General features: G+C 48.6%; 26 protein-coding genes and 1 rRNA gene. 26 read left to right on the forward strand and 1 reads right to left on the reverse strand.

Features of this window, described 5'->3' with window-relative positions:
• Positions 1-97: 97 nt before the first annotated feature.
• The 19 genes from fliD (at position 98) to tatD (ending at position 15,447) form a co-directional block, all read left to right on the forward strand.
• On the forward strand, positions 98-1,372 hold the full coding sequence (gene fliD / locus BMX14_RS11040; protein ID WP_230527437.1) for a flagellar filament capping protein FliD: 1,275 nt from the start codon (positions 98-100) through the stop codon (positions 1,370-1,372).
• 11 nt (positions 1,373-1,383) lie between these two features.
• Positions 1,384-1,770, forward strand: coding sequence for a flagellar export chaperone FliS (gene fliS / locus BMX14_RS11045; RefSeq protein ID WP_092676780.1), 387 nt, complete (start codon positions 1,384-1,386; stop codon positions 1,768-1,770).
• Positions 1,771-1,789: 19 nt separating this feature from the next.
• Positions 1,790-2,062, forward strand: coding sequence for a hypothetical protein (locus BMX14_RS11050; protein ID WP_143056414.1), 273 nt, complete (start codon positions 1,790-1,792; stop codon positions 2,060-2,062).
• A gap of 4 nt (positions 2,063-2,066) precedes the next feature.
• Entirely contained in the window at positions 2,067-3,143 is a 1,077-nt protein-coding gene (locus BMX14_RS11055) for a flagellar hook-length control protein FliK (RefSeq protein ID WP_092676784.1), read from the forward strand.
• A 9-nt stretch (positions 3,144-3,152) separates the two neighbouring features.
• Positions 3,153-3,611 carry a flagellar basal body-associated FliL family protein gene (locus BMX14_RS11060; RefSeq protein ID WP_092676785.1) on the forward strand — a complete coding sequence of 153 codons (459 nt, stop codon included), beginning with the start codon at positions 3,153-3,155 and terminating at the stop codon, positions 3,609-3,611.
• 9 nt (positions 3,612-3,620) lie between these two features.
• Positions 3,621-4,340 carry a FliA/WhiG family RNA polymerase sigma factor gene (locus tag BMX14_RS11065; protein ID WP_092676787.1) on the forward strand — a complete coding sequence of 240 codons (720 nt, stop codon included), beginning with the start codon at positions 3,621-3,623 and terminating at the stop codon, positions 4,338-4,340.
• A complete protein-coding gene (gene motA, locus BMX14_RS11070; protein WP_092676789.1) occupies positions 4,334-5,203 on the forward strand; it encodes a flagellar motor stator protein MotA in 870 nt (289 codons plus the stop codon). Before BMX14_RS11065 ends, motA begins: the two co-directional genes overlap by 7 nt.
• Positions 5,200-6,102 (forward strand): flagellar motor protein MotB, encoded by a 903-nt coding sequence (locus BMX14_RS11075; protein ID WP_092676791.1) that lies wholly within the window; start codon positions 5,200-5,202, stop codon positions 6,100-6,102. Before motA ends, BMX14_RS11075 begins: the two co-directional genes overlap by 4 nt.
• Before the next feature lie 20 nt (positions 6,103-6,122).
• Positions 6,123-6,860 (forward strand): C40 family peptidase, encoded by a 738-nt coding sequence (locus BMX14_RS11080; protein WP_230527439.1) that lies wholly within the window; start codon positions 6,123-6,125, stop codon positions 6,858-6,860.
• A 107-nt stretch (positions 6,861-6,967) separates the two neighbouring features.
• The gene (gene udp / locus BMX14_RS11085; RefSeq protein WP_092676792.1) at positions 6,968-7,729 is read left to right on the forward strand and encodes a uridine phosphorylase; all 762 of its coding nucleotides are present in this window, start codon (positions 6,968-6,970) and stop codon (positions 7,727-7,729) included.
• 67 nt (positions 7,730-7,796) lie between these two features.
• Positions 7,797-8,420, forward strand: coding sequence for a LysE family translocator (locus BMX14_RS11090; protein ID WP_092676841.1), 624 nt, complete (start codon positions 7,797-7,799; stop codon positions 8,418-8,420).
• Between the two features lie 26 nt (positions 8,421-8,446).
• Positions 8,447-9,931: a DNA recombination protein RmuC gene (gene rmuC, locus BMX14_RS11095; protein ID WP_092676794.1), complete on the forward strand. Its 1,485-nt coding sequence runs from the start codon at positions 8,447-8,449 to the stop codon at positions 9,929-9,931.
• Complete coding sequence (gene ubiE, locus BMX14_RS11100) at positions 9,921-10,676, forward strand: bifunctional demethylmenaquinone methyltransferase/2-methoxy-6-polyprenyl-1,4-benzoquinol methylase UbiE (protein ID WP_092676796.1); 756 nt, start codon at positions 9,921-9,923, stop codon at positions 10,674-10,676. Before rmuC ends, ubiE begins: the two co-directional genes overlap by 11 nt.
• Complete coding sequence (gene ubiJ / locus BMX14_RS11105; protein ID WP_092676798.1) at positions 10,676-11,281, forward strand: ubiquinone biosynthesis protein UbiJ; 606 nt, start codon at positions 10,676-10,678, stop codon at positions 11,279-11,281. The genes ubiE and ubiJ overlap by 1 nt, the downstream gene beginning before the upstream one ends.
• Positions 11,278-12,915 (forward strand): ubiquinone biosynthesis regulatory protein kinase UbiB, encoded by a 1,638-nt coding sequence (gene ubiB, locus BMX14_RS11110; RefSeq protein WP_092676799.1) that lies wholly within the window; start codon positions 11,278-11,280, stop codon positions 12,913-12,915. The genes ubiJ and ubiB overlap by 4 nt, the downstream gene beginning before the upstream one ends.
• An 84-nt stretch (positions 12,916-12,999) precedes the next feature.
• A complete protein-coding gene (gene tatA, locus BMX14_RS11115) occupies positions 13,000-13,242 on the forward strand; it encodes a twin-arginine translocase TatA/TatE family subunit (RefSeq protein WP_092676801.1) in 243 nt (80 codons plus the stop codon).
• Between the two features lie 3 nt (positions 13,243-13,245).
• A complete protein-coding gene (tatB, locus tag BMX14_RS11120) occupies positions 13,246-13,821 on the forward strand; it encodes a Sec-independent protein translocase protein TatB (protein ID WP_092676803.1) in 576 nt (191 codons plus the stop codon).
• Positions 13,821-14,573, forward strand: coding sequence for a Sec-independent protein translocase subunit TatC (gene tatC / locus BMX14_RS11125; protein WP_092676805.1), 753 nt, complete (start codon positions 13,821-13,823; stop codon positions 14,571-14,573). The genes tatB and tatC overlap by 1 nt, the downstream gene beginning before the upstream one ends.
• Before the next feature lie 85 nt (positions 14,574-14,658).
• The gene (gene tatD / locus BMX14_RS11130; RefSeq protein ID WP_092676807.1) at positions 14,659-15,447 is read left to right on the forward strand and encodes a 3'-5' ssDNA/RNA exonuclease TatD; all 789 of its coding nucleotides are present in this window, start codon (positions 14,659-14,661) and stop codon (positions 15,445-15,447) included.
• Here the strand turns inward: tatD and rfaH are convergent, their stop codons facing one another.
• Complete coding sequence (gene rfaH, locus BMX14_RS11135; protein WP_092676809.1) at positions 15,448-15,936, reverse strand: transcription/translation regulatory transformer protein RfaH; 489 nt, start codon at positions 15,934-15,936, stop codon at positions 15,448-15,450.
• A gap of 181 nt (positions 15,937-16,117) precedes the next feature.
• Here rfaH and ubiD point away from each other — a divergent pair, with 181 nt between their 5' ends.
• The 7 genes from ubiD to BMX14_RS11170 form a co-directional block, all read left to right on the forward strand.
• The gene (gene ubiD, locus BMX14_RS11140) at positions 16,118-17,593 is read left to right on the forward strand and encodes a 4-hydroxy-3-polyprenylbenzoate decarboxylase (RefSeq protein WP_092676811.1); all 1,476 of its coding nucleotides are present in this window, start codon (positions 16,118-16,120) and stop codon (positions 17,591-17,593) included.
• Between the two features lie 46 nt (positions 17,594-17,639).
• A complete protein-coding gene (fre, locus tag BMX14_RS11145; RefSeq protein ID WP_092676813.1) occupies positions 17,640-18,341 on the forward strand; it encodes an NAD(P)H-flavin reductase in 702 nt (233 codons plus the stop codon).
• A 203-nt stretch (positions 18,342-18,544) separates the two neighbouring features.
• Complete coding sequence (gene pepQ, locus BMX14_RS11150; RefSeq protein WP_092676815.1) at positions 18,545-19,876, forward strand: Xaa-Pro dipeptidase; 1,332 nt, start codon at positions 18,545-18,547, stop codon at positions 19,874-19,876.
• Entirely contained in the window at positions 19,876-20,487 is a 612-nt protein-coding gene (locus BMX14_RS11155) for an IMPACT family protein (protein WP_092676817.1), read from the forward strand. The genes pepQ and BMX14_RS11155 overlap by 1 nt, the downstream gene beginning before the upstream one ends.
• A 34-nt stretch (positions 20,488-20,521) precedes the next feature.
• Entirely contained in the window at positions 20,522-21,973 is a 1,452-nt protein-coding gene (gene trkH, locus BMX14_RS11160) for a Trk system potassium transporter TrkH (RefSeq protein ID WP_092676819.1), read from the forward strand.
• A 9-nt stretch (positions 21,974-21,982) separates the two neighbouring features.
• Complete coding sequence (hemG, locus tag BMX14_RS11165) at positions 21,983-22,522, forward strand: menaquinone-dependent protoporphyrinogen IX dehydrogenase (protein ID WP_092676821.1); 540 nt, start codon at positions 21,983-21,985, stop codon at positions 22,520-22,522.
• Between the two features lie 378 nt (positions 22,523-22,900).
• Positions 22,901-23,034: ribosomal RNA gene (locus BMX14_RS11170) — 16S ribosomal RNA — on the forward strand; the annotation flags it as partial.

Raw genomic sequence — 23,034 nt, forward strand, 5'->3', positions numbered from 1 at the left:
GGCGGCACTTAATAAGTTGGCATGATTATTGCTTAACAAGGAACATAAAGCCGATCCCTAGTCAGTTGATGAGTTTTTTTAAGCGGGTATAACCACCATGACCGATATCAGTTCTCTTGATCCGCAAACCCTCGCGACGCAAATGGCCGGATACGATATTCAAGCGTCGCAAAGTGCAGCCACTAAACAGCAAGGCTCACTGACCACGCAAAGTAACAACCTCAGCAAATTAAAAACGGCCCTCACTACCTTTCGCAGCAGTCTTGCCAGCCTTAATAGTTCGACGCAAGGGATGTTGGCCAATAGTGCCACCTTAAGTCAATCAACCGTCGCGACAGTGACGACGACTTCGCAAGCGAATCGCGGGACCTATTCGCTGAATGTGAGTCAGCTCGCCTCGGCCCAGCAGACGGCGTACACCGGCCTCACCGACGAGATGGTGAAGCAGGCGAGCGGTTCACTGACCTTAGCGATTAAAGATAAAAGCATCTCGATTGAGATGGGCAAGCTGACTTCGTTGGCTGATTTCGCCGATGCCGTCAATCAAGCAACCGATAATCCCGGCGTCACCGCCTCATTAATTAAAACCGACGGCAAAGTCCAGCTGATGCTAAGTAGCGACGAAAGCGGTGTCGCCAATGCCTTGACCTTAACGACCAGCCAATTGGACAGTCAAACGGCAGCGGCGCTCAATCAAGGCGTAGAGATCTCTGCGGCGAAAGATGCGAAAGTCAGTATCGGCTCTCTGGCCTTCAGTAGTAGCTCTAATAAATTAGACTCTCTGATTGAAGGGGTCACCATCAATCTACAAACGGTCACCGCAGCAGACGCTCCGTTAACCCTGACGGTCGGTACAGATACTAGCGGCACCCAAAAAAATCTGCAGAGCTTTATCGACGCCTATAACAGCTTACGTTCGGTATTAGATACCCAAGGCTCGGCGACCGGCGGCAACGATGGCTTGGTCTCATCGCTGAATACTGAACTAAACAGTGTAATCCGCGGAACGGCGAATGGCTTTGATATGACCCGCTTTGGGGTGACCTCTGATAAAGACGGCAAGCTGACACTGAACAGCGATACTCTGAAAACACAACTTAGTAAGAATCCACAATCGATCAATCAATTCTTTAATAGCCAAGGCCTCCTCTCGAGCATTGATAAATCGATGAATAACTATCTCAGCACCAGCCATGGTGTCCTGCAAAGCCGCCAAGAGGTTCTCGATCGACAACAAAGTGATATTACCGACCGGCAGACGAAAATTACCACCCGCTATAACGATGCCTATAACCGCTACTTAACGCAGTTTACGAAATTAAAAAGTGCGATGCAGGATATGAACAATACGCTTAGCAGCTTATTAGGTTAACGAGACCGATTATGTACAGTAATGACCACCTTGATGGCTATGATTATCTTTCTGCCGATTTGGAGCGACAAGTCGCTACCGCAACCCCTCATCAGCTCGTACTGATTATGTTCAGTGGACTGATGGATGAATTGGTGAGAGCGAAAAGCCATATTCACGCGAAACGCTATGAACAAAAAGCGCACAGTATCAATCGCTGTATTGATCTCCTCAATGCCTTGAGCAGTGCGCTGAACGTTGAGCAAGGTGGCGAGCTAGCAAGATCATTAGCCAGTCTCTACGACTATGCCGTCCGCTGTCTTTACGAAGCCAGCCACCAACTCTCGGTCGATAAAATTACCGAGGTAGAGTCATTATTAACCGAGATCGAAGCCGGTTGGCGCGAGATGGCGGTATAAAATGCTGGATGAGCGCCGCTTGAAACAGTTAGTTCTCGCCGTCGATGAGGCGATTCGCCTGCAGGATTGGGATGCCTTATCTATTGTGAATCAACGACTCACCTTAATCCTACAGGCCGAGGGCGAGACTGAGCAGCAGCGCCGCGAACTCCAGCATTTTTATCACGCTAGCTTGGCAGAATGCCAACGTCACGCCGATACGTTGTGGCATAAAATTCAAAAAACGCTGGATGACCGTGAAGCGATGGCGGCATACGCCTGTTTCGGTGATGCTGAGAGTTTCTCGGGATAGATGAATGAACGCGATTTCGCTAGCTTCTCCGACCTTGATCTTGCCCTCCACGGCGCCTAACTCGGCTGTCGAGGTCTCGGCACAAGCCGAGTCGTCAGCGATGCAGTTTTTATTGTCGCCAGAAGAGGGAGATAGCAGCACTACCAGTGAGGTCGCCGCTCCTATTGTCGATGGGCTGACAGCCGAAAACGCTCAACCGCTAATGGAGAGTCTGCAGGCTCAGCTTTCTTATCGCCAGGCAATCCGCCAAGGGCAGAACTCTGACCGCTTGGTGGCGGAGGCAACGCCCCTGTCGTTAGTCGACATGCCACGAGTAGACCTCGCCTTGAGTGCGTCAAAATATCGAGCAAGATCGGAGCCGGTTACAGACGATAGCGCGGTGATAGCTGACGCCCCGCATCAGTCAGAGCAGGAGACGGGGATAGCCATTTCGAGCCTATTCTTCTTCCCGCCACCGATTGAACGCTCGTTAACGGGCCAGAGTGAGCAAACCTCACGCCCATTACGGGGTACAGATAGTGCAGCACTTCCACTTGTCGTGGAGCAGACATTGGCTGACGTGCCGCCAGCAGATGCCTTGAACGTTGTATTGCCAGCGGGGGAGACTGTGCTCACCACACCTAGCGCATCGCTGAAAGCCGGGGATCCGAGCATGTTGACATTACCGCTAACGCTGAACCGCGATCAAACTGGCTATGCGCAACCCTTAGTGACCGCTCTCAGTGGCCACATAGCCTGGCAGATCACTCAACATCAGCAGAGTGTCGAGCTGCAATTACACCCCGCTGAACTCGGAGCGATGACGATTACGTTGCATATGAATGCTGGGGCATTACAACTGCATATCCACGCAGAGGTACCTGAGACCCAGCAACTCGTCCAACAAACGGCTAATGAGTTAAAAGAGAGCTTAACCCTCAGTCAGGGGGGGCAGGTGGCAGTCGATGTCTCGTCTCAGGGCCATCAACAACGCCGCCAGGCTCCTCAGCCACAAAATCCTAAGGTCATCTCCGCTAATCATCTTAGCCTTACCGACACTCAGGCGTCGGCGACCGATCACTCCATTTTAATTACGCTATAAGAGTCTGCCATGAAGAAATCACTCATCCTTGTCTTAATCGTTATTTTCCTCGCAGTGATTGGTGCGGGTGGATGGTGGTTGATGGCCGACCATAAGGCTGAAAATAACGGGACACAGGGGATGGGCAGTTGGTTTAAGAGTAAACCCCCGCAGGCCAGTTTTATCGAAATCAAAGACCTCGTTATTACGTTGCAGGCTGAAGAGAATCGTCCACGCTACCTGTTGTTAGATATTGTGTTGGTCGTTCGAGGCGAAGAGCAATCAACACAAGCTCAGGCCTTTGAACCGGCGGTAAGAAGCGCGACGGTGGCGCTGCTGAATAATCAGCCATTCGATGAGGTTCGGTCGCGTACGCTCCCTGCGTTGCACGATCAATTACTTAAGCGGTATCAAGACGAGGCAAAGCAGCTTGGCTTTCAGACGTTGCCTTTCGACGACATTATGATCAGTAAAATGGTTTTCCAGTAAGTGGACAACATGTCAGTCAATGATTATGCGCAAACCGACGCCCTCACTGCAGAGCAGGAGGCCGGTTATATTCAGCAGTATCTGCCGTTAGTGAATAAAATCTTACGGCAGCTGAGTTATCACGCCAATGCGGTTATCGATAGCCACGATTTACAGCAAATTGCCTTAGTGGGGTTGTTAACGGCCTTACGCCGATATGGCATACCCGATGCGGAATTTCCAGGTTATGCGAAATACCGTATTCGAGGCGCGATTCTCGATGAATTACGTCAGGCCGATTGGCGACCCAGAACGGTTAGGCAGAAAACTCATCAACTTTCGCATCAAATTCAGCAAGTTAGCCAAAAGTTGGGGCGGGAGCCGACTTTTAGCGATCTCCAACACGCCTTAGCGATCGACGCACAGACCTATCACGATTATCTACAAAGCGAGTATCTAGCCAGCGTAGAGAGCCTTGACGCAGTCATGGAAGGTGAGGGCGAGGCACAGTTCGGCACGCATCGCGAGGATCCCGAACGCTTTTACGCCAGACAGCAGCAACTCTCGCAGGCGATAGCGATTTTGGATCCACGCGAACAATTAATCCTTACGCTCTATTACCACCATGAAATGAATTTAAAAGAGATCGCCTTGGTATTGGAAGTGAGCGAAGCGCGTGTCTGTCAATTAAACAAGCGATTAAACGATAAGTTAGTCGCTCATATAAAGCAAAGTGAGTCGGTATGTTAAAGATAGGCGGAATACTTATTGTATTTATCTGTTTAATTTGGGGGTATTTACACTCTGGCGGTCGCCTGGCGGCATTTTGGCAGCCTGGAGAGATTGTTATCATTTTGGGTTGTGGTATTGGCACCTTAGTCCTCGCCAATGCTGGCACGGTACTAAAGCAGATCCTCGCACAGCTTAAAGAGGTCATGCGTAAAAGTCGGTACAACGCGGAGTATTCGCAGCAACTCTTAATGCTGATGTATGAGCTATTGGACAGCGTACAAAATGGGGGGTTAAGAAGCCTCGATAACCATATTGAAAACCCTACCGATAGCGAGCTGTTTCAACGTTATCCTCTTATTGCCAGCGATACCGAACTCTGTACCTTTATCGCGGATAACTTTCGGATGATGGCCATGGGAAAAATTAACGAGCATGAGCTGGAAGGGTTATTAGAGCAAGAACTTAATTCGGTCGAAGAGAACCTGCTGCAAGCCTCGCGATCTTTGCAGAGAATGGGGGAGGCCATGCCTGGGTTTGGGATCTGTGCCGCGGTATTAGGGATTGTGATCACGATGCAATCTATTGATGGATCAATAGCCATCGTCGGCGTGAAAGTGGCCGCAGCGCTGATTGGTACCTTCCTCGGCGTATTTATTTCCTACTGCCTTATCGACCCCTTAGCCAATGCGATGGAGCAATTGGTGAAAAAGAAGATGACCTCTTTCGAATGTTTGCGCACCATCATGGTGAATCAAGTGGCGGGCAAGCCACCGCTCCTCGCTGTGGATGCGGGGCGTAAGATGTTACCTGTGGACAGTAAACCTTCCTTCGCGCAGCTGGAAAATTGGGTCGATACCCGTCAGGATGCACAAGCGGCATGAGTGGACGTCAGAAAGGCCATACTACGATTATTAAGCGCAGTTCGCGTCGTGCCCATGCTGGCGGGCATGGCGGAGCATGGAAAGTGGCTTTTGCAGACTTTATGCTGGCGTTGATGTCCCTGTTCATGGTGATGTGGATTATGGGACAGGTCTCGGAAAAAGATCGCAAAGCGATCATGTACACCTTAAATAATCAGTCGATATTTGATAGCCACTCTTACAGCCCAATTTCCTTTTCTGCTCACGACCCCGCGCCCGCCAATGCTCCGGAAGTGACGCCCAGCGCTGTGGGCAATTCCACCGGGCCATCCCAATCCCCGGCAAATTCACCAACCGACCAGCCTAAGCAGGCGAGTGCTAAACAGAGCGATGCAGAGCAACGACAATTACAGCAAGCACTGCAAAGCCTGATGATAGGCAAACAAGCGCAGAGTAATATGCGAATTGAACGGTTAGCCCAAGGCATTCGAGTCGTGGTGAACGATGATCAGCATCGCATGATGTTCGAGCGCGGCAGTGCTAAGGTAACGACCTATTTCCAACAGTTGTTAGCCAGCCTAGTCCCGGCATTGAAACAGAGCGGCTCTCATCTGATGATCATCGGTCATACCGATGCGACCCCTTATCAACAAAATCCGTTTTATGATAATTGGAGTTTATCCGTTAATCGTGCGCAATCTGCACGGCAGGTGTTATTACGTGCTGGAATGGAAAGCGATAAAATCATCCAGATTTCTGGGGTGGCGGATAAGAAACTGCTGGATCCGCAGCAGCCGGCCAACGCGATTAACCGTCGTATAGAGTTTATTATTCTCTCCGCGTCTGGGCTGTCTGATTGGGAGAAATCCTTTGCTATGCCTGCAGCGCACTCTATATCGGCATCGTCAGCGGATAAATAGTGAGGGTAAGGGGACGTTATTTGCTGATCGCGATGGTTATCCTCGCGACATCCTGCGCTTATGCCGAGGCGGCAACTGCCTCGAATCAGCATTCCGCCGATAAACAGCAACGCGAGCGGAATCGGCTGCGTTTATGGCAGGAGGCAACGCATCGGCAGTCAGATGTTGCAACGGCTAATGCGACTAACTCGACTGAAGATAAGAAACGGCGTCGGCAACGCTCCCTTTTTCTATTGAATCGGGGGGTTATCCCTGGAGACAGTGGCTTGGGCTGGGCGCTGTTACCGCCTGAGGAGTTATTACGAGAAACCGGATCGCCGACATTATTGGCCACACTCGAAAAGGTGATCGATACCCTGCAGGCACAGATCGGACTCCCTTATCGCTGGGGGGGACAAACCCCTAATCAAGGATTTGATTGCAGTGGTTTAGTTTGGTTTGCTTTTCGAAACTATGTTAATTGGCCGCTCCCGCGCACAGCAAGCACGCTGTTTAGCGATAAACGGATGCGCGCAGTCAGCCCGGAACGCTTACGCCGAGGTGACCTACTCTTCTTCAGGATCCATCGACAAACTTCCCCCGACCACGTAGGCGTTTATTTAGGCAACCACCAATTTATTGAAGCGCCGCGCACCGGCTTAGCTATTCGTATCAGTCAGCTTGATAATCCATTTTGGCAGCAGCACTTTGCGGGGGCTCGCCGAGTATTAACGGAATGGACAATACGTGACCACTTTGGCGGTAAAGGGAGTGACTAAAACACTAATTTCGAGAACGTTATCGATTTTTCTAGTTACAATAGTTGGCCTTCCGCTAGGGTGTCATAAGATTAACGTCAATAATTTCCAGCACAAGTGAGGGTCGTATGTCGAAAGCAGAAGTTTTTCACCTTGGTTTAACGAAAGCCGATTTACAAGGCGCGACACTAGCCATTGTTCCTGGGGCGCCAGAACGAGTTAGAAAAATTGCCGAGTTAATGGATAATCCTCAGCCATTGGCCTCGCATCGCGAATTTACTTCTTGGCGGGCGGAAATCGATGGGCAAGCGGTGATCGTTTGCTCGACAGGGATCGGTGGGCCTTCAACCTCCATCGCGGTAGAAGAGTTAGCACAATTGGGGATCCGTACTTTTTTACGTATTGGCACAACGGGCGCTATTCAACCGGATATTCAAGTCGGTGATGTATTAGTCACGACGGGTGCCGTAAGACTCGATGGAGCAAGCCGTCATTTTGCACCGATAGAGTTTCCGGCGGTAGCGGACTTTAGCTGTACCACTGCCTTAGTCGACGCTGCTAAAGCCTTGGGTGCCTCGACCCATATCGGTATTACGGCTTCTTCTGATACCTTCTATTCAGGTCAAGAACGCTACGATACCTATTCTGGACGTGTAGTCAGTGCCTTCCAAGGTAGCTTACAAGAATGGCAACTGATGGGGGTGCTTAACTATGAAATGGAATCGGCCACCCTATTTACGCAGTGTGCGAGCCAAGGGCTACGTGCAGGGATGATCGCAGGCGTGATTGTGAACCGCACACAGCAAGAGATCCCGGACGAAAGTACCATGCAGAATACCGAAAGTATGGCGATACGTATCGTTGTGGAAGCGGCGCGTCGCCTGCTGTAAACCGCTCTCGCTTTATTAGGCAGAAAACGTATAGTGTTGCTATTAGCTCAATTAACTCATGAGGTGGATTGTAATGATAGCGACACTCTTAACCTTTAGCCTTGCAGCAATGCTCCTAACCTTGACCCCTGGACTCGACACAGCCCTCATACTAAGAACCTCTATCGCCGAAGGCCGTAAGAATGGCTTTAAGGCGGCGTTAGGGATTAATGCGGGCTGTTTTATTTGGGGGGCAATCGTGGCGTTAGGCCTTGGTGCGCTGCTTGCGGCCTCCCAAGTTGCCTATGACTGCTTAAAATGGATTGGCGCGGCATACTTACTTTGGTTAGCGATACAGCTTATTCTCGCCCGTCCCCAACCCTTAGACATCGCCTCGACGAGCAATCAACCTAAAACGACAAATTGGTTTTTACGGGGTTGTTTAGGGAATGTGTTAAACCCCAAAATGGGTATTTTCTACGTCAGCTTTTTGCCGCAATTTATCCCAGTGGGCCAATCGCCAGTGATGTGGACATTCTTGTTGGTCTCCATCCATGTTGTCATGGGAACATTGTGGTCGACGGTGTTGATCAATATCGCCGCAAAGGCATCGGGTTATTTACGGCAGCCTAAAATTATTCAGTGGATGAACCGCGTTACAGCAGGTGTTTTTGTGTTATTCGCTGCAAAACTCGCGTTGAGTTCACGCTAATTGACCAAAACATTAAGAGGGTAATCTTGGATTTTCAGAATGTAATCTATGTGGCCTTGGTATTATGCGGCATCGTAGTGGGGTGGTTAGTGGCTATCCTACGGACAGGACGTAGCACGGCAGTGAGGGAGGCGGAGTTCGTACACCTCACGCAGAACTTACAGCTTAGCGAGCAACGTGGCCATGATCAGCAACAGCAGCTGCAGCTGTTACAGCAACGACAGAGCGAGTGGCATGCTAAAGCCGCGGCGGCGCAGGAAAAACTCCAACAACTTGACTACTGGCAGCAACAGACCGAACAGCTCAATCAAGAATTACGCCATCAATTCGACCTTAATCGTGCGCAAGAGGCCGAGCTAAGGGAAGTCACCACACGTTGGCAAGAGTCGCAACGTGCGATGGAAGAGAAGCATCAGTTATTGACCGACAGCGAAAAACGGCTCACCACGCAGTTTGAAAACTTAGCCAGCCGGATTTTTGAACAGAGCCATCGTCGGGTCGACGAACAGAATCGCCAAAGTCTGAGTGGGCTATTATCGCCATTACGTGAGCAGCTCGATGGATTTCGTCGGCATGTTAGTGAGAGTTTTAGTCAAGAGGCCCGAGAAAGACATACGCTTACGCATGAAATAAAACAGTTACAACAACTGAATAGCCAAATGGCACAAGAAGCCCTTAATCTTACCAATGCCCTGAAGGGGGATAACAAAATTCAGGGTAACTGGGGAGAAGTTGTTCTCGCTCGTGTGTTAGAAGCTTCTGGACTGCGCGAAGGGTATGAATACCAGACCCAAGTCAGTATCCAGAGCGAACAAAAGCGCTATCAACCCGATATTATTGTGCGATTACCTCAACAGAAAGATGTGGTAATCGATGCTAAAATGACCTTGGTCGCTTATGAACGCTATTTTAATGCCACGGATGACGTCGTGCGGCAGCAAGCCGCTCAAGAACATATTTTGGCCGTGCGTCAGCACATTCGTGGGCTAGGTCGCAAAGATTATCAAGGGTTACCAGGGTTACGCAGTCTTGATTACGTTTTGATGTTTATTCCCGTTGAACCTGCTTTTCTTTTGGCGTTGGATCGGGAACCCGAACTGATCAATGAAGCGTTAGCGCATAATATCATGCTGGTCAGCCCTACCACGTTGTTAGTGGCATTGCGGACCATTAATAATCTATGGCGCTACGAGCATCAAAGTCAGAATGCGCAAAAAATCGCTGAGCGCGCGGCAAAACTCTACGACAAAATGCGGCTATTTGTAGAGGATATGACGATGCTGGGTGGCACATTGGATAAGGCCCAATCTAGTTACCATCAGGCGATGAAAAAGCTTACCCATGGGCGTGGTAATATGCTGGCACAAACGGAAGCATTCCGACAGTTAGGGGTTGAGGTAAAACGTCCTATAGACAAGCAATTAACCGAACAAGCCATGTCAGATGAGCCGGACTCTGATACACTTGATACAGACGCATTGACTAAGCAGGTAAATACAGATGGCAGATAATTCCAAGGACACCACCCACTTTGGCTTTCAAACCGTAGCTAAAGATGAAAAGGCCGGCAAAGTAGCCGATGTATTCCATTCCGTTGCAGCAAAATACGACCTGATGAACGACTTAATGTCGATGGGTATCCATCGGGTTTGGAAACGCTTTACTATTGATTGCAGTGGTGTGCGTCGTGGTCAACGTGTACTCGACCTTGCGGGCGGAACCGGTGATTTAACCGCAAAATTTTCTCGTCTAGTGGGCGAAACCGGTGAAGTCGTACTGGCGGATATCAACAGTTCAATGCTTAAAATGGGACGCGAGAAACTGCGTAACCTCGGCATTGCGGGGAATGTGAGCTACGTACAAGCGAATGCTGAAGCGCTACCTTTCCCTGATAACTATTTTGACTGTATTACCATCTCTTTTGGCCTGCGTAATGTTACAGACAAAGACAAAGCGCTGGCATCGATGTTCCGTGTTTTAAAGCCAGGCGGTCGTCTATTAGTCTTAGAGTTCTCTAAACCACTGCTCGCGCCACTCAGTAAGGTTTACGATGCGTATTCTTTCCATATTCTGCCCCGTATTGGGCAGCTCGTCGCGAACGATGCCGAAAGCTATCGCTATCTTGCTGAATCTATCCGTATGCATCCGGACCAAGAGACGTTAAAACAGATGATGGAAGACGTCGGGTTCGAGAACAGCACTTATTACAACCTGACGGGTGGGATTGTTGCGCTTCATCGCGGGTATAAATTTTAATGCCAACCATGCCAATGATCACGGCGCTACTTGAGCAAGGACTTAACCGAACGCTCTGGCAGGATCGCGGGGCGAAAAGTACTCGGCAGCGCTTAAAAGGGAAAATTCTTACCCTCAATATTCGTGAGCTGCGTCAGCCGCTAGTGCTGTACTTCAGCGACCAGCAGATCGATGTATTGAATATGGAAACGCCCGACAGTGATTGTACCGTCACGCTAAGCATCACTGTGCTACCTCAGCTTCAGGATCGTAAAAACCTGACATCGTTGATTAAGTCGAGTCAAGTCGAGGTAGACGGTGATCTACAGGTCATTCAGCTCTTTTCAACGTTGATCGATTTAGCAGAATTCGACCCTGCCGAGTATCTCGCGCCTTGGGTCGGGGATTTATTCTCGCAATCGGTGACCCAGACGGGTAAAAATATCGCTAACTTCGTCCAGCGAACCTTTCTTCGACGGCAGTCACAGGTCAGTGATACGCTGATTGAAGAGTGGCGCGTTGTACCGGGTGCTCTTGAACAAGCGTGGTTTTGTGAAGAAGCGCAGGCTGTCGCCCGACAGTGTCAGGCGTTAGACGATCGTTTATCGAAATTGGAGACTCTATGACGTTTGGTGAATTGCGTCGGCTCTATTTTATTATTCGTATATTTTTAACTTACGGATTAGATGAGTTAATTCCTCGAACTCGTTTAGCCTTGCCGCTTAGGCTTTGGCGTAAGGGTGTTTTTTGGATACCGAATAGGCACCAAGATAAGGCAATTGGTTTACGTCTTCGTCTTGCCCTTGAGCAGTTAGGTCCGGTCTGGATCAAGCTGGGACAAATGCTGTCAACTCGACGCGATCTTTTCCCCCCTGAAATTGCAGATCAGTTAGCCTCGCTTCAGGACCGTGTTCCGCCTTTTGATGGTGCTCGCGCTAAAGCGCAGATTGAAAAATCGCTAGGTGGGCCGGTTGAAACCTACTTCGACGATTTTGATATCAATCCCTTAGCCTCGGCATCGATCGCGCAAGTCCACACGGCTATTCTCAAAGAGAATCAAAAGCATGTCGTGATTAAGGTAATCCGTCCCGATATCCTGCCCGTGATCAAAGCCGATATGCGACTGATTTATCGGCTAGCGAGCTGGCTGCCGAGGATCTTACCGGATGGTCGTCGCCTGCGCCCGATTGAAGTTGTTAAAGATTACGAAAAAACTCTGATTGATGAGTTAAATCTCCTACGCGAAGGGGCTAACGCCATCCAACTACGCCGTAATTTTGAAGGGAATAACCTGCTGTATGTGCCGGAGATTTATTCCGATTATGGTAGTGAAACGATGTTGGTGATGGAACGCATCTACGGTATTCCTATCTCTGAGACGCAAACACTGGTAGAGCGAGGCATTAATATGCAACTCCTCGCCGAGCGTGGGGTACAGGTCTTCTTTACCCAAGTGTTTCGTGACAGTTTCTTCCATGCGGATATGCATCCCGGTAATATTTTTGTCAGTCATGATCATCCCGATGATCCACAATATATTGCCATTGACTGTGGGATTGTCGGCTCATTAAATAAAAACGATAAACGCTATCTCGCAGAAAACTTTATCGCCTTTTTTAATCGTGATTATCGACGCGTAGCTGAACTACATGTGGATTCTGGCTGGGTACCACCAGACACTAATGTTGAGGATTTTGAGTTTTCAATCAGAACGGTTTGCGAACCAATCTTTGAAAAACCACTGGCTGAAATCTCATTTGGTCATGTGTTACTTAATCTTTTCAACACAGCTCGTCGCTTCAATATGGAAGTCCAGCCGCAACTGGTACTGTTACAAAAAACCTTACTTTATATTGAAGGTATTGGTCGCCAACTTTATCCGCAACTGGACTTATGGAAAACGGCGAAGCCTTTCCTTGAAGAGTGGATTAAAGATCAAGTGGGCCTCCCTGCGCTCTGGCGTACGGTAAAAACCAAGGCCCCTATGTGGGCGGAACGTCTACCTGAACTGCCTGAACTGGTCTTCGATACGCTTCATCACCATAAATTGTTAAAGCATAGTGTTGATAAGCTCGCCGATCAACTCAACCAACAGCATAACCGTCATATACAAGTTCGATACTTGTGGGGAATGGGCGCCATCTGTTTGCTGAGTAGCACAGCAGTAATGCTGGTTCACCCGGAATTGAAGTGGATGTCGGGGGGATTACTGGCAGGAGCCTTGATTAGCTGGATAGTGGGCTGGCGAAAAACTACGTAAAGAGTCATGGTAGAGCACAGCATTGCCGTTAAACATCTGGTATGATCAATTTTAATTAACAAGCTATTATCATTTGAGGTCATCATGGCTGGGATAAGTATTACCAAACTCCTCATCATTGCCGTTATTGTTATCCTTTTCTTCGGAACAAAAAAGCTGCGTAATTTAGGCTCCGATTTAGGGTCATCAATCAAAGGTTTCAAAAAAGCAATGAGCGACGATGAAACGAAAAAAGATCAGGATGCCGAATTCTCGACAAAATCCCTCTCTGATTCTGAAAGCGCTTCGCAATCTGAAGTTAAGCATAAAGACAAAGATCAGGTATAACCCGTGTTCGATATTGGATTTAGCGAGTTACTGTTGGTTTTCGTTATAGGGCTTGTTGTCTTAGGCCCTGAACGACTCCCCGTAGCGGTCAAAACCGTCGTCGGTTGGATCCGTGCTATCCGTTCTTTGGCTGCCAACGTACAGCATGAACTGGCGCAAGAACTCAAGCTTCAAGAGCTGCAGGACAGCGTTAAAAAGGTGGAAGAGGCCGGTAAAGGCATGCTTTCCCCAGAGCTGAAAGAGTCAATCGAAGAGCTACGCAAAACGGCTGATTCGGTGAAGCAAACCTATCATGAATCGATTGAGACTGAGCGCAGTGAAGATTTAGCCTCTCACACAGATTCAGTAGAAAAAGCGAAAGCCTCAGCGTCGAGCCAGCCCCAGCCAGACAGCCAAACGACTCAGCCAACGGTGAGTTCCTCACGCTTAGTGACCCCTGAAGATGAAAAAGCGCCTACTGCGGCCAAGCCAACCCCAGCGGTTGAAGCGGCTCCTGCGGCCAAGCCAACCTCAGCGGTTGAAGCGGCTTCTGGCGTCGTAAAAGAAGCAACCCACTCTACTAGCGAAGATAAAAGTTAATGGATGTCGAAGATACTCAACCGCTAATCAGCCACTTAATTGAGCTACGTAAGCGGCTGCTTAACTGTATTATTGCTGTATTTGTTATTTTTCTAGCTTTAATCTATTTCGCTAATGATATTTATCAAATGATTGCCGCGCCGCTTATTCGACAAATGCCGGTTGGTGCGAGCATGATTGCGACAGATGTCGCGTCACCCTTTTTTACCCCGATTAAACTGACCATTATTGTCTCAGTCTTTTTGGCAGTGCCCGTCATCCTTTACCAAGTCTGGGCCTTTATCGCACCGGCACTCTATCGCCATGAACGCAAACTGGTGATGCCGTTACTCTTCTCGAGTAGCCTGCTGTTTTACGTGGGAGTAGCATTTGCCTATTTTATTGTCTTCCCGCTAGCGTTTGGTTTCTTTGCTAAGACGGCTCCACAAGGCGTACAGATTGCCACCGATATCAGTAACTACCTCGACTTCGTTATGGCGATCTTCCTAGCCTTTGGTGTTGCCTTTGAAGTCCCCATCGCAATAGTCCTGTTGTGTTGGACCGGCTTAACCACGCCTGATGATCTCCGTAAAAAACGACCGTATATCTTGGTGGGTGCGTTTGTCGTAGGGATGCTGTTAACACCTCCTGACGTTTTTTCTCAAACTTTACTCGCTATTCCGATGTACTGCCTATTCGAAGTCGGCGTATTCTTCTCCCGTTATTATGTAGGAAAAGGACGTTGGGATAAGGAACAGGATAGCGAATCCTGAGGTCCCCCTCTCAGGTTCTGCGGGATAAGCTGCGGAACAACGTTGAACCAGGCCACCTAAGTGTGGCCTCGCGTTGGAAAATAAGATGTTTGATATTGGTGTTAACCTAACAAGTACGCAGTTTGCAAAAGATAGAAAACAGATCGTCACTCGTGCTCAGCAGGCAGGCATCACTGGGATTTTAATTACCGGAACGAATGCACTCGAAAGCCAGCAAGCACACTCTCTCGCTACACAACATCCAGGCTACTGTTGGTCCACTGCCGGCGTTCATCCACATCATGCCAGTGAATGGTCGCAAGAAACCGCTGGCACGCTTCGCCGGTTAGCGCGCCAACCTCAAGTGGTCGCTATTGGTGAGTGTGGCCTAGATTACAATCGAAATATCTCTGTCCCTGAGCAACAAGAGTACGCGTTCAATGCGCAACTTGAGTTAGCGGCTGAATTATCAATGCCAGTCTTTCTTCATTGTCGCGAAGCGCACGATCGCTTTATGGCGATTCTCACGCCATGGTTAGACAAACTTCCCGCGGTAGTGGTGCACTGTTTCACCGGTACGCGTAAGGAACTCGAGGACTATATTGCGCAGGGCATGATGATTGGTATTACCGGATGGGTGTGCGATGAACGGCGTGGGGGGGAGGTTCGGGAACTATTACCACTGATCCCTGCTGCTCGCTTATTACTCGAAACCGATGCCCCTTATCTACTTCCGCGAGATATGCGGCCACGGCCACCCTCAAGGCGTAATGAACCTTGTTATCTTCCTCATATAGTCCATCAGGTCGCAACCTGGCGCGGTGAAGATGCGCAAAGCTTAGCGGTGCAAACCGATAGTAACGCCCGGCGTTTATTCGGTCTCAGCGGTTTATAGTTATTTTTTGGTAAATGCGTCGTTCTCAACGCTGCGTGCCACTGTCTTGTTTAACAGATTGAGCAATAAGATTGAGCGTGTTTCGCCATCAGTTTCTTGGTAAATAGCGCTCATCCCTTCAAAGATACCGCCAGTAATCATGACGCTTTCACCCGCTTGCGGGAGAGCGGGACAGAAAGGGCTCTCTGAGGGACAGGCCTGCAAACTGGTGATCACTTGTTCGGGGACAAGAGCGGGCGTTGAGCCAAAGCGAACGAAATGGCTGACTCCACGTGTGGCACTGATGGTGGTAGTATGAATGATCTCTGGATCGAACCGCAAAAAAAGGTAGTTCGGGAAGAGTGGCTCACAGACCTTTTTGACTTTGGCCCGCACCAACTTTTCCGTCTCAATGATTGGGACAAAACAGGTGACTTGCTGTCTCTCTAAATGCTCCTGCGCACGAGCCATCTGCCCACGCTTGCAATACAGTAAATACCAACCAGCCATAATCTCTCCAAAGGTAACGGTAAATGATAACAAAGAGATATTTATTGGTATAGTTTACTTGTGGGGTAATCTTAGGAGATCTCAGTAAATTCTGGAATTTACCCAAATAAATCGCAGCGCCCGTCGCTATTCATACATATAATGGCAGTATTGCCCATCATAATTGTAGATATCACCCGTTATGAAATATCAGGACTTACGAGACTTTATTCAGCAGTTGGAAGCCATCGGTGAATTAAAACGAATCACATTACCGATCGATCCTAATCTTGAAATGACTGAAATTGCTGACCGGACCTTAAGGGCAGGGGGCCCGGCGTTATTATTCGAAAACCCCAAAGGTTACGATATGCCAGTATTGTGTAACCTGTTCGGTACGCCGCGTCGTGTTGCCCTCGGCATGGGGAGAGAAGAAGTCAGTGCGCTGCGTGAAGTCGGAGAGCTCCTAGCATTTCTTAAAGAGCCTGAGCCTCCTCGTGGGTTCCGTGATCTCTTTGATAAACTGCCGCGTTTCAAAAATGTCTTAAATATGCCGACTAAAAGGCTACGTTCGGCGCCTTGCCAACAACATGTAGAACAAGGCGACGAAGTCGACTTACATAAAATTCCTGTCATGCGCTGTTGGCCAGAAGATGCCGCCCCACTGATTACATGGGGATTAGTGGTGACGCGCGGACCTCATAAAGAGCGACAAAATCTCGGTATCTATCGGTTACAAGTCATCGGTAAAAATAGGCTGATCATGCGTTGGTTGTCCCATCGCGGCGGTGCGCTCGATTTCCAGGAATGGTGTAAAGAACATCCTGGCGAACGCTTCCCGGTGAGTGTCGCGTTGGGGGCTGACCCCGCCACCATTTTAGGGGCGGTCACGCCGGTACCCGATGGTTTATCCGAATATGCTTTTGCCGGGTTGTTAAGAGGCACCAAAACAGAAGTGGTGAAATGCCTCTCTTCTGAATTGGAAGTTCCAGCAAGCGCTGAAATTGTGTTGGAAGGGTATATCGAACCCGGTGATCTGGCACCAGAAGGCCCTTATGGTGACCACACTGGCTATTACAATGAAGTGGATGACTTCCCTGTTTTCACCGTGACGCATGTGACTCATCGCGATAAGCCTATCTACCATTCGACTTACACTGGCCGCCCGCCAGATGAACCTGCCGTACTCGGTGTTGCCTTGAATGAGGTATTAGTCCCAATACTGATCAAACAGTTTCCAGAAATCGTAGATTTCTATTTACCGCCGGAAGGTTGTTCATATCGCTTAGCCGTGGTGACCATTAAGAAACAGTATGCAGGGCATGCAAAGCGCGTTATGTTTGGCGTGTGGTCTTTCTTACGTCAGTTTATGTATACCAAATTCGTGATAGTGTGTGACGATGACGTAAATGCTCGCGATTGGAACGACGTTATTTGGGCGATCACCACACGAATGGACCCAGCACGAGATACAGTACTGGTCGAAAATACCCCCATAGACTATCTCGATTTTGCTTCACCTGTTTCAGGACTCGGTTCAAAAATGGGAATGGATGCAACCAATAAATGGCCGGGTGAGACAGACCGTGAATGGGGACGACCAATCGTCAAAGACCCTGAAGTCACCGCTCGTGTGGATGCCCTGTGGGATGATCTAGCGATTTTTCAGACGAAATAAAGGCCAACACTACAATAAACTTGTCAATGCCTGACAGAGGTAATGAATGACTATTTTGAGCTGTAACGTAATTTCTGTAGAAACCATCACCGAGACCGTTTATCGCGTGAGGATTGTCCCTGAAACCGAATTTACTTTTCGCGCTGGCCAATATTTAATGGTTGTGATGGATGAGCAAGACAAACGTCCGTTCTCTGTGGCGTCAACGCCAATGGAAAAAGATATTATCGAATTACATATTGGCGCTTCGGATATGAATCTTTATGCCATGGCGGTGATGGACAAAATTCGCCAGCAGAAAACCATTCAAGTGGACATGCCTCATGGTGATGCGTGGTTACGTGAAGGGGGTCAACGCCCTATTATTCTCATTGCGGGGGGCACCGGATTTTCTTATGCCCGTTCAATCCTATTAACCGCCCTAGCGGAAAATCCAGAGCGTGAGATTGAGCTCTATTGGGGAGGGCGTGAGCCTCAACACCTGTATGATTTAACTGAGCTGGAGGCATTAGCTGTACGTCACCCCTCACTCAAAATTATACCGGTGGTCGAGCAACCCGATGCTCATTGGCAGGGGCGCACGGGAACGGTTCTCCCCGCGGTACTCAATGATCACGTCTCGCTTGCTGAACATGATATCTATATTGCAGGTCGCTTTGAAATGGCCAAAATCGCTCGCGAGCGTTTCTGTGCGGAAGCGGGCGCGCAAGCTGAAAATATTTATGGGGATGCTTTCGCTTTCTTATAAGTTATTTTCAGTAACCTAGATTTCATAATAAAGGCCGATTAACTCACCGTTATCGGTCTTTTTATTTGAGAAGTACTATTCACACCATCCGACGCTTTTTAACCTATACCGTTTTGCCCCGTATCGCTGAGGAGCCATTGCGCACTCCAGTAAAAAGCTGTGCTACCATATGGGCTGATTTTGAACCGTTTGGAGAAGGCAGAATGAATTCGTTACCCGCACTCTATCGTGCTCATCTTGAAAGTTTGGTCGCTCACGCACGGATTATTTTGGCGCGATCACAGCGCGATGCACTATTGATTCATTCTGGAGAGCTCATCACCGCGTTCCAAGATGACCATGCTTATCCTTTTAAAGTTAATCCCTTATTTAAGGCCTGGTTGCCAATCATCGAAACCGCAAACTGCTGGTTGTGGATTGATGGCCAGACTCCCCCCACACTCTATTTCTATTCTCCTACCGACTACTGGCACAAAGTCGATCCGCTTCCAGATACCTTTTGGAGCCGAGAATTTACTGTTGTGGCGTTAAAACAGGCCAATGATATCGCAACCTTACTCCCGGCTGATCGCAGCAACGTGGCTTACCTTGGGGCGGCGACTCATCGCGCAACAGAGCTTGGGATCCCAGCCTCACAACAAAACCCGCAACCGATCATCGACTATCTTCATTATTATCGCAGTTTTAAAACTGATTATGAGCTGTACTGCATGCGTGAAGCGCAGCAGAGTGCGGTGAAGGGGCATCTGGCCGCACGCGAGAGTTTCTTTGCGGGAGCAAGTGAATTCCAAATCAATAATGATTATCTCGCGGCGACAGGACAACGTGATACCAATGTCCCCTATGGGAATATTGTAGCGATCAACGAACATGCCTCTGTCTTGCACTACACCCATTTAGATCATGAGCGGCCGAAAACACCACGCAGTTTCTTGTTAGATGCGGGCAGTGAGTTTAACGGTTATGCGGCCGACTTAACGCGGTCTTATGCAGCATCACCCACAACGTTATATGCCGAGCTAGTGGCGGCGTTAAATCAACATGAACTGGCGTTAATTGATACGTTAACAGTGGGGCAACGTTACAGCGACTACCATCTGCAAATGAATCAGCGTATTGCTTCTATTCTCTGCGAAACCGGCATTATGAAAAGTATCAGCGAAGAGGCACTGGTGAGTGAAAATATTACTTCTACCTTTATGCCGCATGGTGTGGGCCATTCGCTCGGATTACAAGTTCACGATGTTGCCGGTTTTATGCAAGACGACCAAGGGACACATCTTGCCGCCCCGGCTGAGTATCCATGGTTACGTTGTACGCGGATTATTGAACCCCGTATGGTGCTAACGATTGAACCGGGTTTGTACTTTATTGAGTCGCTTCTCGCACCTTGGCGTAATAGCCCATACAGCCAGCACTTCAATTGGAATGCAATAGATGAATTGAAAGGCTACGGTGGGATTCGTATTGAAGACAATGTCATCATGTGGCCTGACCACGTCGAGAATATGACGCGTGATTTACAGCTACCCTAATGCATAGCTACCCGATCCCTGTTCAAGCAGAAACGATAGTTGAAGAGACGATAAAAAAAAGTCGTTTCATCACCTATATTGTGCATACCGTTGGCGTTGACGCCGCAAAAAGTGTTGTTCAAGTTATTCGAGAACAACACCCTACGGCACGCCATCACTGCTGGGCCTTTGTTGCGGGTGCCCCTAATGACTCGCAACAGTTGGGCTTTTCGGATGATGGTGAACCTTCGGGAACGGCAGGTAAGCCTATGTTAGCGCAATTAATGGGGAGCGGGCTGGGGGAAGTTACCGCCGTTGTTGTGCGTTATTATGGTGGAGTCATGCTTGGAACGGGGGGGTTAGTGAAAGCCTATGGTGGCGGGGTACAGTTAGCCCTTAAGCAAGTTGAACGGCAAATAAAAATTCCCAAAAATGCCTATTGGCTGCAATGTCAGTATGGCCAGTTAGCAGAGATCGAACGTATCGTGCAACGTTACCAAGGTGAACTTCTCGATACTCATTTTACCGAACATGTCACGGTTAACATTGCCCTGCCTGAAGCCCTTTTAGCAGAGTGTAATGAGGCACTGAGCCAGTTTAGTCGTGGTGAACTCCATTTACAGCAGCAATAAATAATCCTGAATCAGGTCGAATAGGACAGGCAGCATGCAATTCCGAGCCCTAACCCGTATTGTAGGTCTTTTAATTATTATCTTCTCCGGCACCATGATGTTGCCAGGGCTTGTGGCACTGATCTATCGAGACGGGGCAGGAAGAGCTTTTAGCCAAACCTTTCTCACCGCACTAGTCATCGGTTCATTACTTTGGTGGCCTAACCGTAAGCATCGGCGTGAACTCAAACCTCGCGAAGGTTTTTTTATCGTCGTCCTATTTTGGATAGTACTGGGTAGCGTTGGGGCATTGCCTTTTATGTTTGCCGAGCGCCCACATCTTTCTGTCACTGACGCCTTTTTCGAGTCATTCTCTGGCCTGACCACTACCGGTGCGACAACACTTATCGGTCTAGATACTTTACCCAAGGCAATATTGTTTTATCGGCAGATGTTGCAGTGGCTAGGCGGTATGGGGATTATTGTCTTAGCCGTAGCAATCCTACCTATATTAGGGGTAGGGGGGATGCAGCTTTACCGCGCAGAAATGCCGGGACCCCTAAAAGATAATAAGATGCGCCCAAGGATTGCTGAAACGGCTAAAACGTTATGGTTAATTTATGTATTGCTGACGATAGCCTGTGCTCTCGCGCTATGGTTTGCCGGGATGCCATTATTTGATGCGATTGGCCATAGCTTCTCAACGATATCGATTGGTGGTTTTTCTACCCATGACTCGAGTGTCGGCTATTTCAACAGCCCACTGATCAACAGTATTATCGCAATCTTCCTTCTCATTTCTGGCTGTAACTATGGTCTCCACTTCTCGCTGCTTTCTGGTCGAAACCTTAAAGTGTATTGGCGTGATCCGGAGTTCCGCGTCTTCATTGGTGTGCAGTTAAGCCTGGTTGTTATCGCCACCCTGATTTTAATGACGCATCATGTCTATCACGGCTTTTGGGCCACACTAGACCAAGCCTTTTTCCAAGTTGTCTCGATGGCAACGACATCGGGATTTACTACAGATGGTATCGCTCATTGGCCGTTATTCTTGCCCGTGCTGCTATTATGTACCGCGTTTATCGGTGGGTGTGCAGGCTCGACAGGCGGCGGGCTTAAAGTGATTCGTATCCTTTTACTCTTTAAGCAAGGTAACCGTGAGCTAAAGCGCTTAGTGCATCCTAACGCAGTCTATACCATCAAATTGGGGGATCGCCCCCTACCCGAACGAATTATCGAGGCAGTATGGGGATTCTTCTCGGCTTATGCTTTAGTCTTTTTAGTCAGCATGATGGCGATCATCGCAACGGGCGTAGATAACTTTTCTGCATTTGCTGCGGTGGCTGCCACACTCAATAACTTAGGCCCTGGTCTTGGCGTGGTGGCAGATAACTTTGCGTCAATGAATGACACCGCGAAATGGATACTTATTTCGACTATGCTGTTTGGGCGTTTAGAAGTTTTTACGCTACTCGTTCTTTTCACGCCAACCTTCTGGCGTCAATAAGGTATATGAATGAAAACTCTTCTTCTTTATTCCACGCGTGATGGCCAGACTCGTAAGATTGCGCAAGCTATCCAGCTGGATATGGTTCCACAACAGGTCGACCTTTATGATTTAACGGCGTTACCTAATATCGATTGGTCGCTATACGATAAAGTGATTATTGGCGCATCGATTCGCTACGGGCGCTTTGCACCACAGTTGGCAGAGTTTGTCGATGCTCATCTCGACGAGTTAGGTCAGCGCTATAGTGCGTTCTATTCGGTAAACCTTACGGCGCGAAAACCTGATAAAGCGTCGCCCGACACGAATGTCTACACGCATAAGTTTTTAAGCACTTCTTCTTGGGTACCGGATGAGGTCGCCGTTTTTGCTGGCGCGTTACGTTATCCCCGTTATCGTTGGCTCGATCGCTTTATGATCGGATTGATTATGAAGATGACCGGAGGAGAAACGGATAAGACCAAAGAGGTTGAATACACGGAATGGGAAAAGGTTCGTGAATTTGCCCTGAAAATCGCTGAGAAAAAGAGCAAATTGGTGGCAAATTGAGTGGTTCGGTTAGAAAAGAAACGAACGAAAAAATTTTTTAAATAATCCCTTGCGCTCTGAACGGAACTCCCTATAATGCGCATCCACTGACACGGCAAAGCGAGATACGCAGCGCGGTGACAGGGACTGAAGCGATTCGGTCCAGGAGAAAAAATCAAAACAATGATTGACTTCTGAGGTGAAGCGAGTAATATACGCCACCTCGCGACAACGAGTTAAAACGTTGATTCGCAATGCTCTTTAACAATTTATCAGACAATCTGTGTGGGCACTCGCAGGATTGATATCACAAAAAAACTTTGTAGTATCAAGTCTTGAAGAGTGACACTGAAAATTCATTTACGAATAACAGAATAATTTCTTTGAGCATCAAACTTTAAATTGAAGAGTTTGATCATGGCTCAGATTGAACGCTGGCGGCAGGCCTAACACATGCAAGTCGAACGGTAACAGAGAGTAGCTTGCTACTCTGCTGACGAGTGGCGGACGGGTGAGTAATGTCTGGGGATCTG

This window comes from Rosenbergiella nectarea, assembly GCF_900111105.1.
GTDB classification, from domain to species: domain Bacteria; phylum Pseudomonadota; class Gammaproteobacteria; order Enterobacterales; family Enterobacteriaceae; genus Rosenbergiella; species Rosenbergiella nectarea.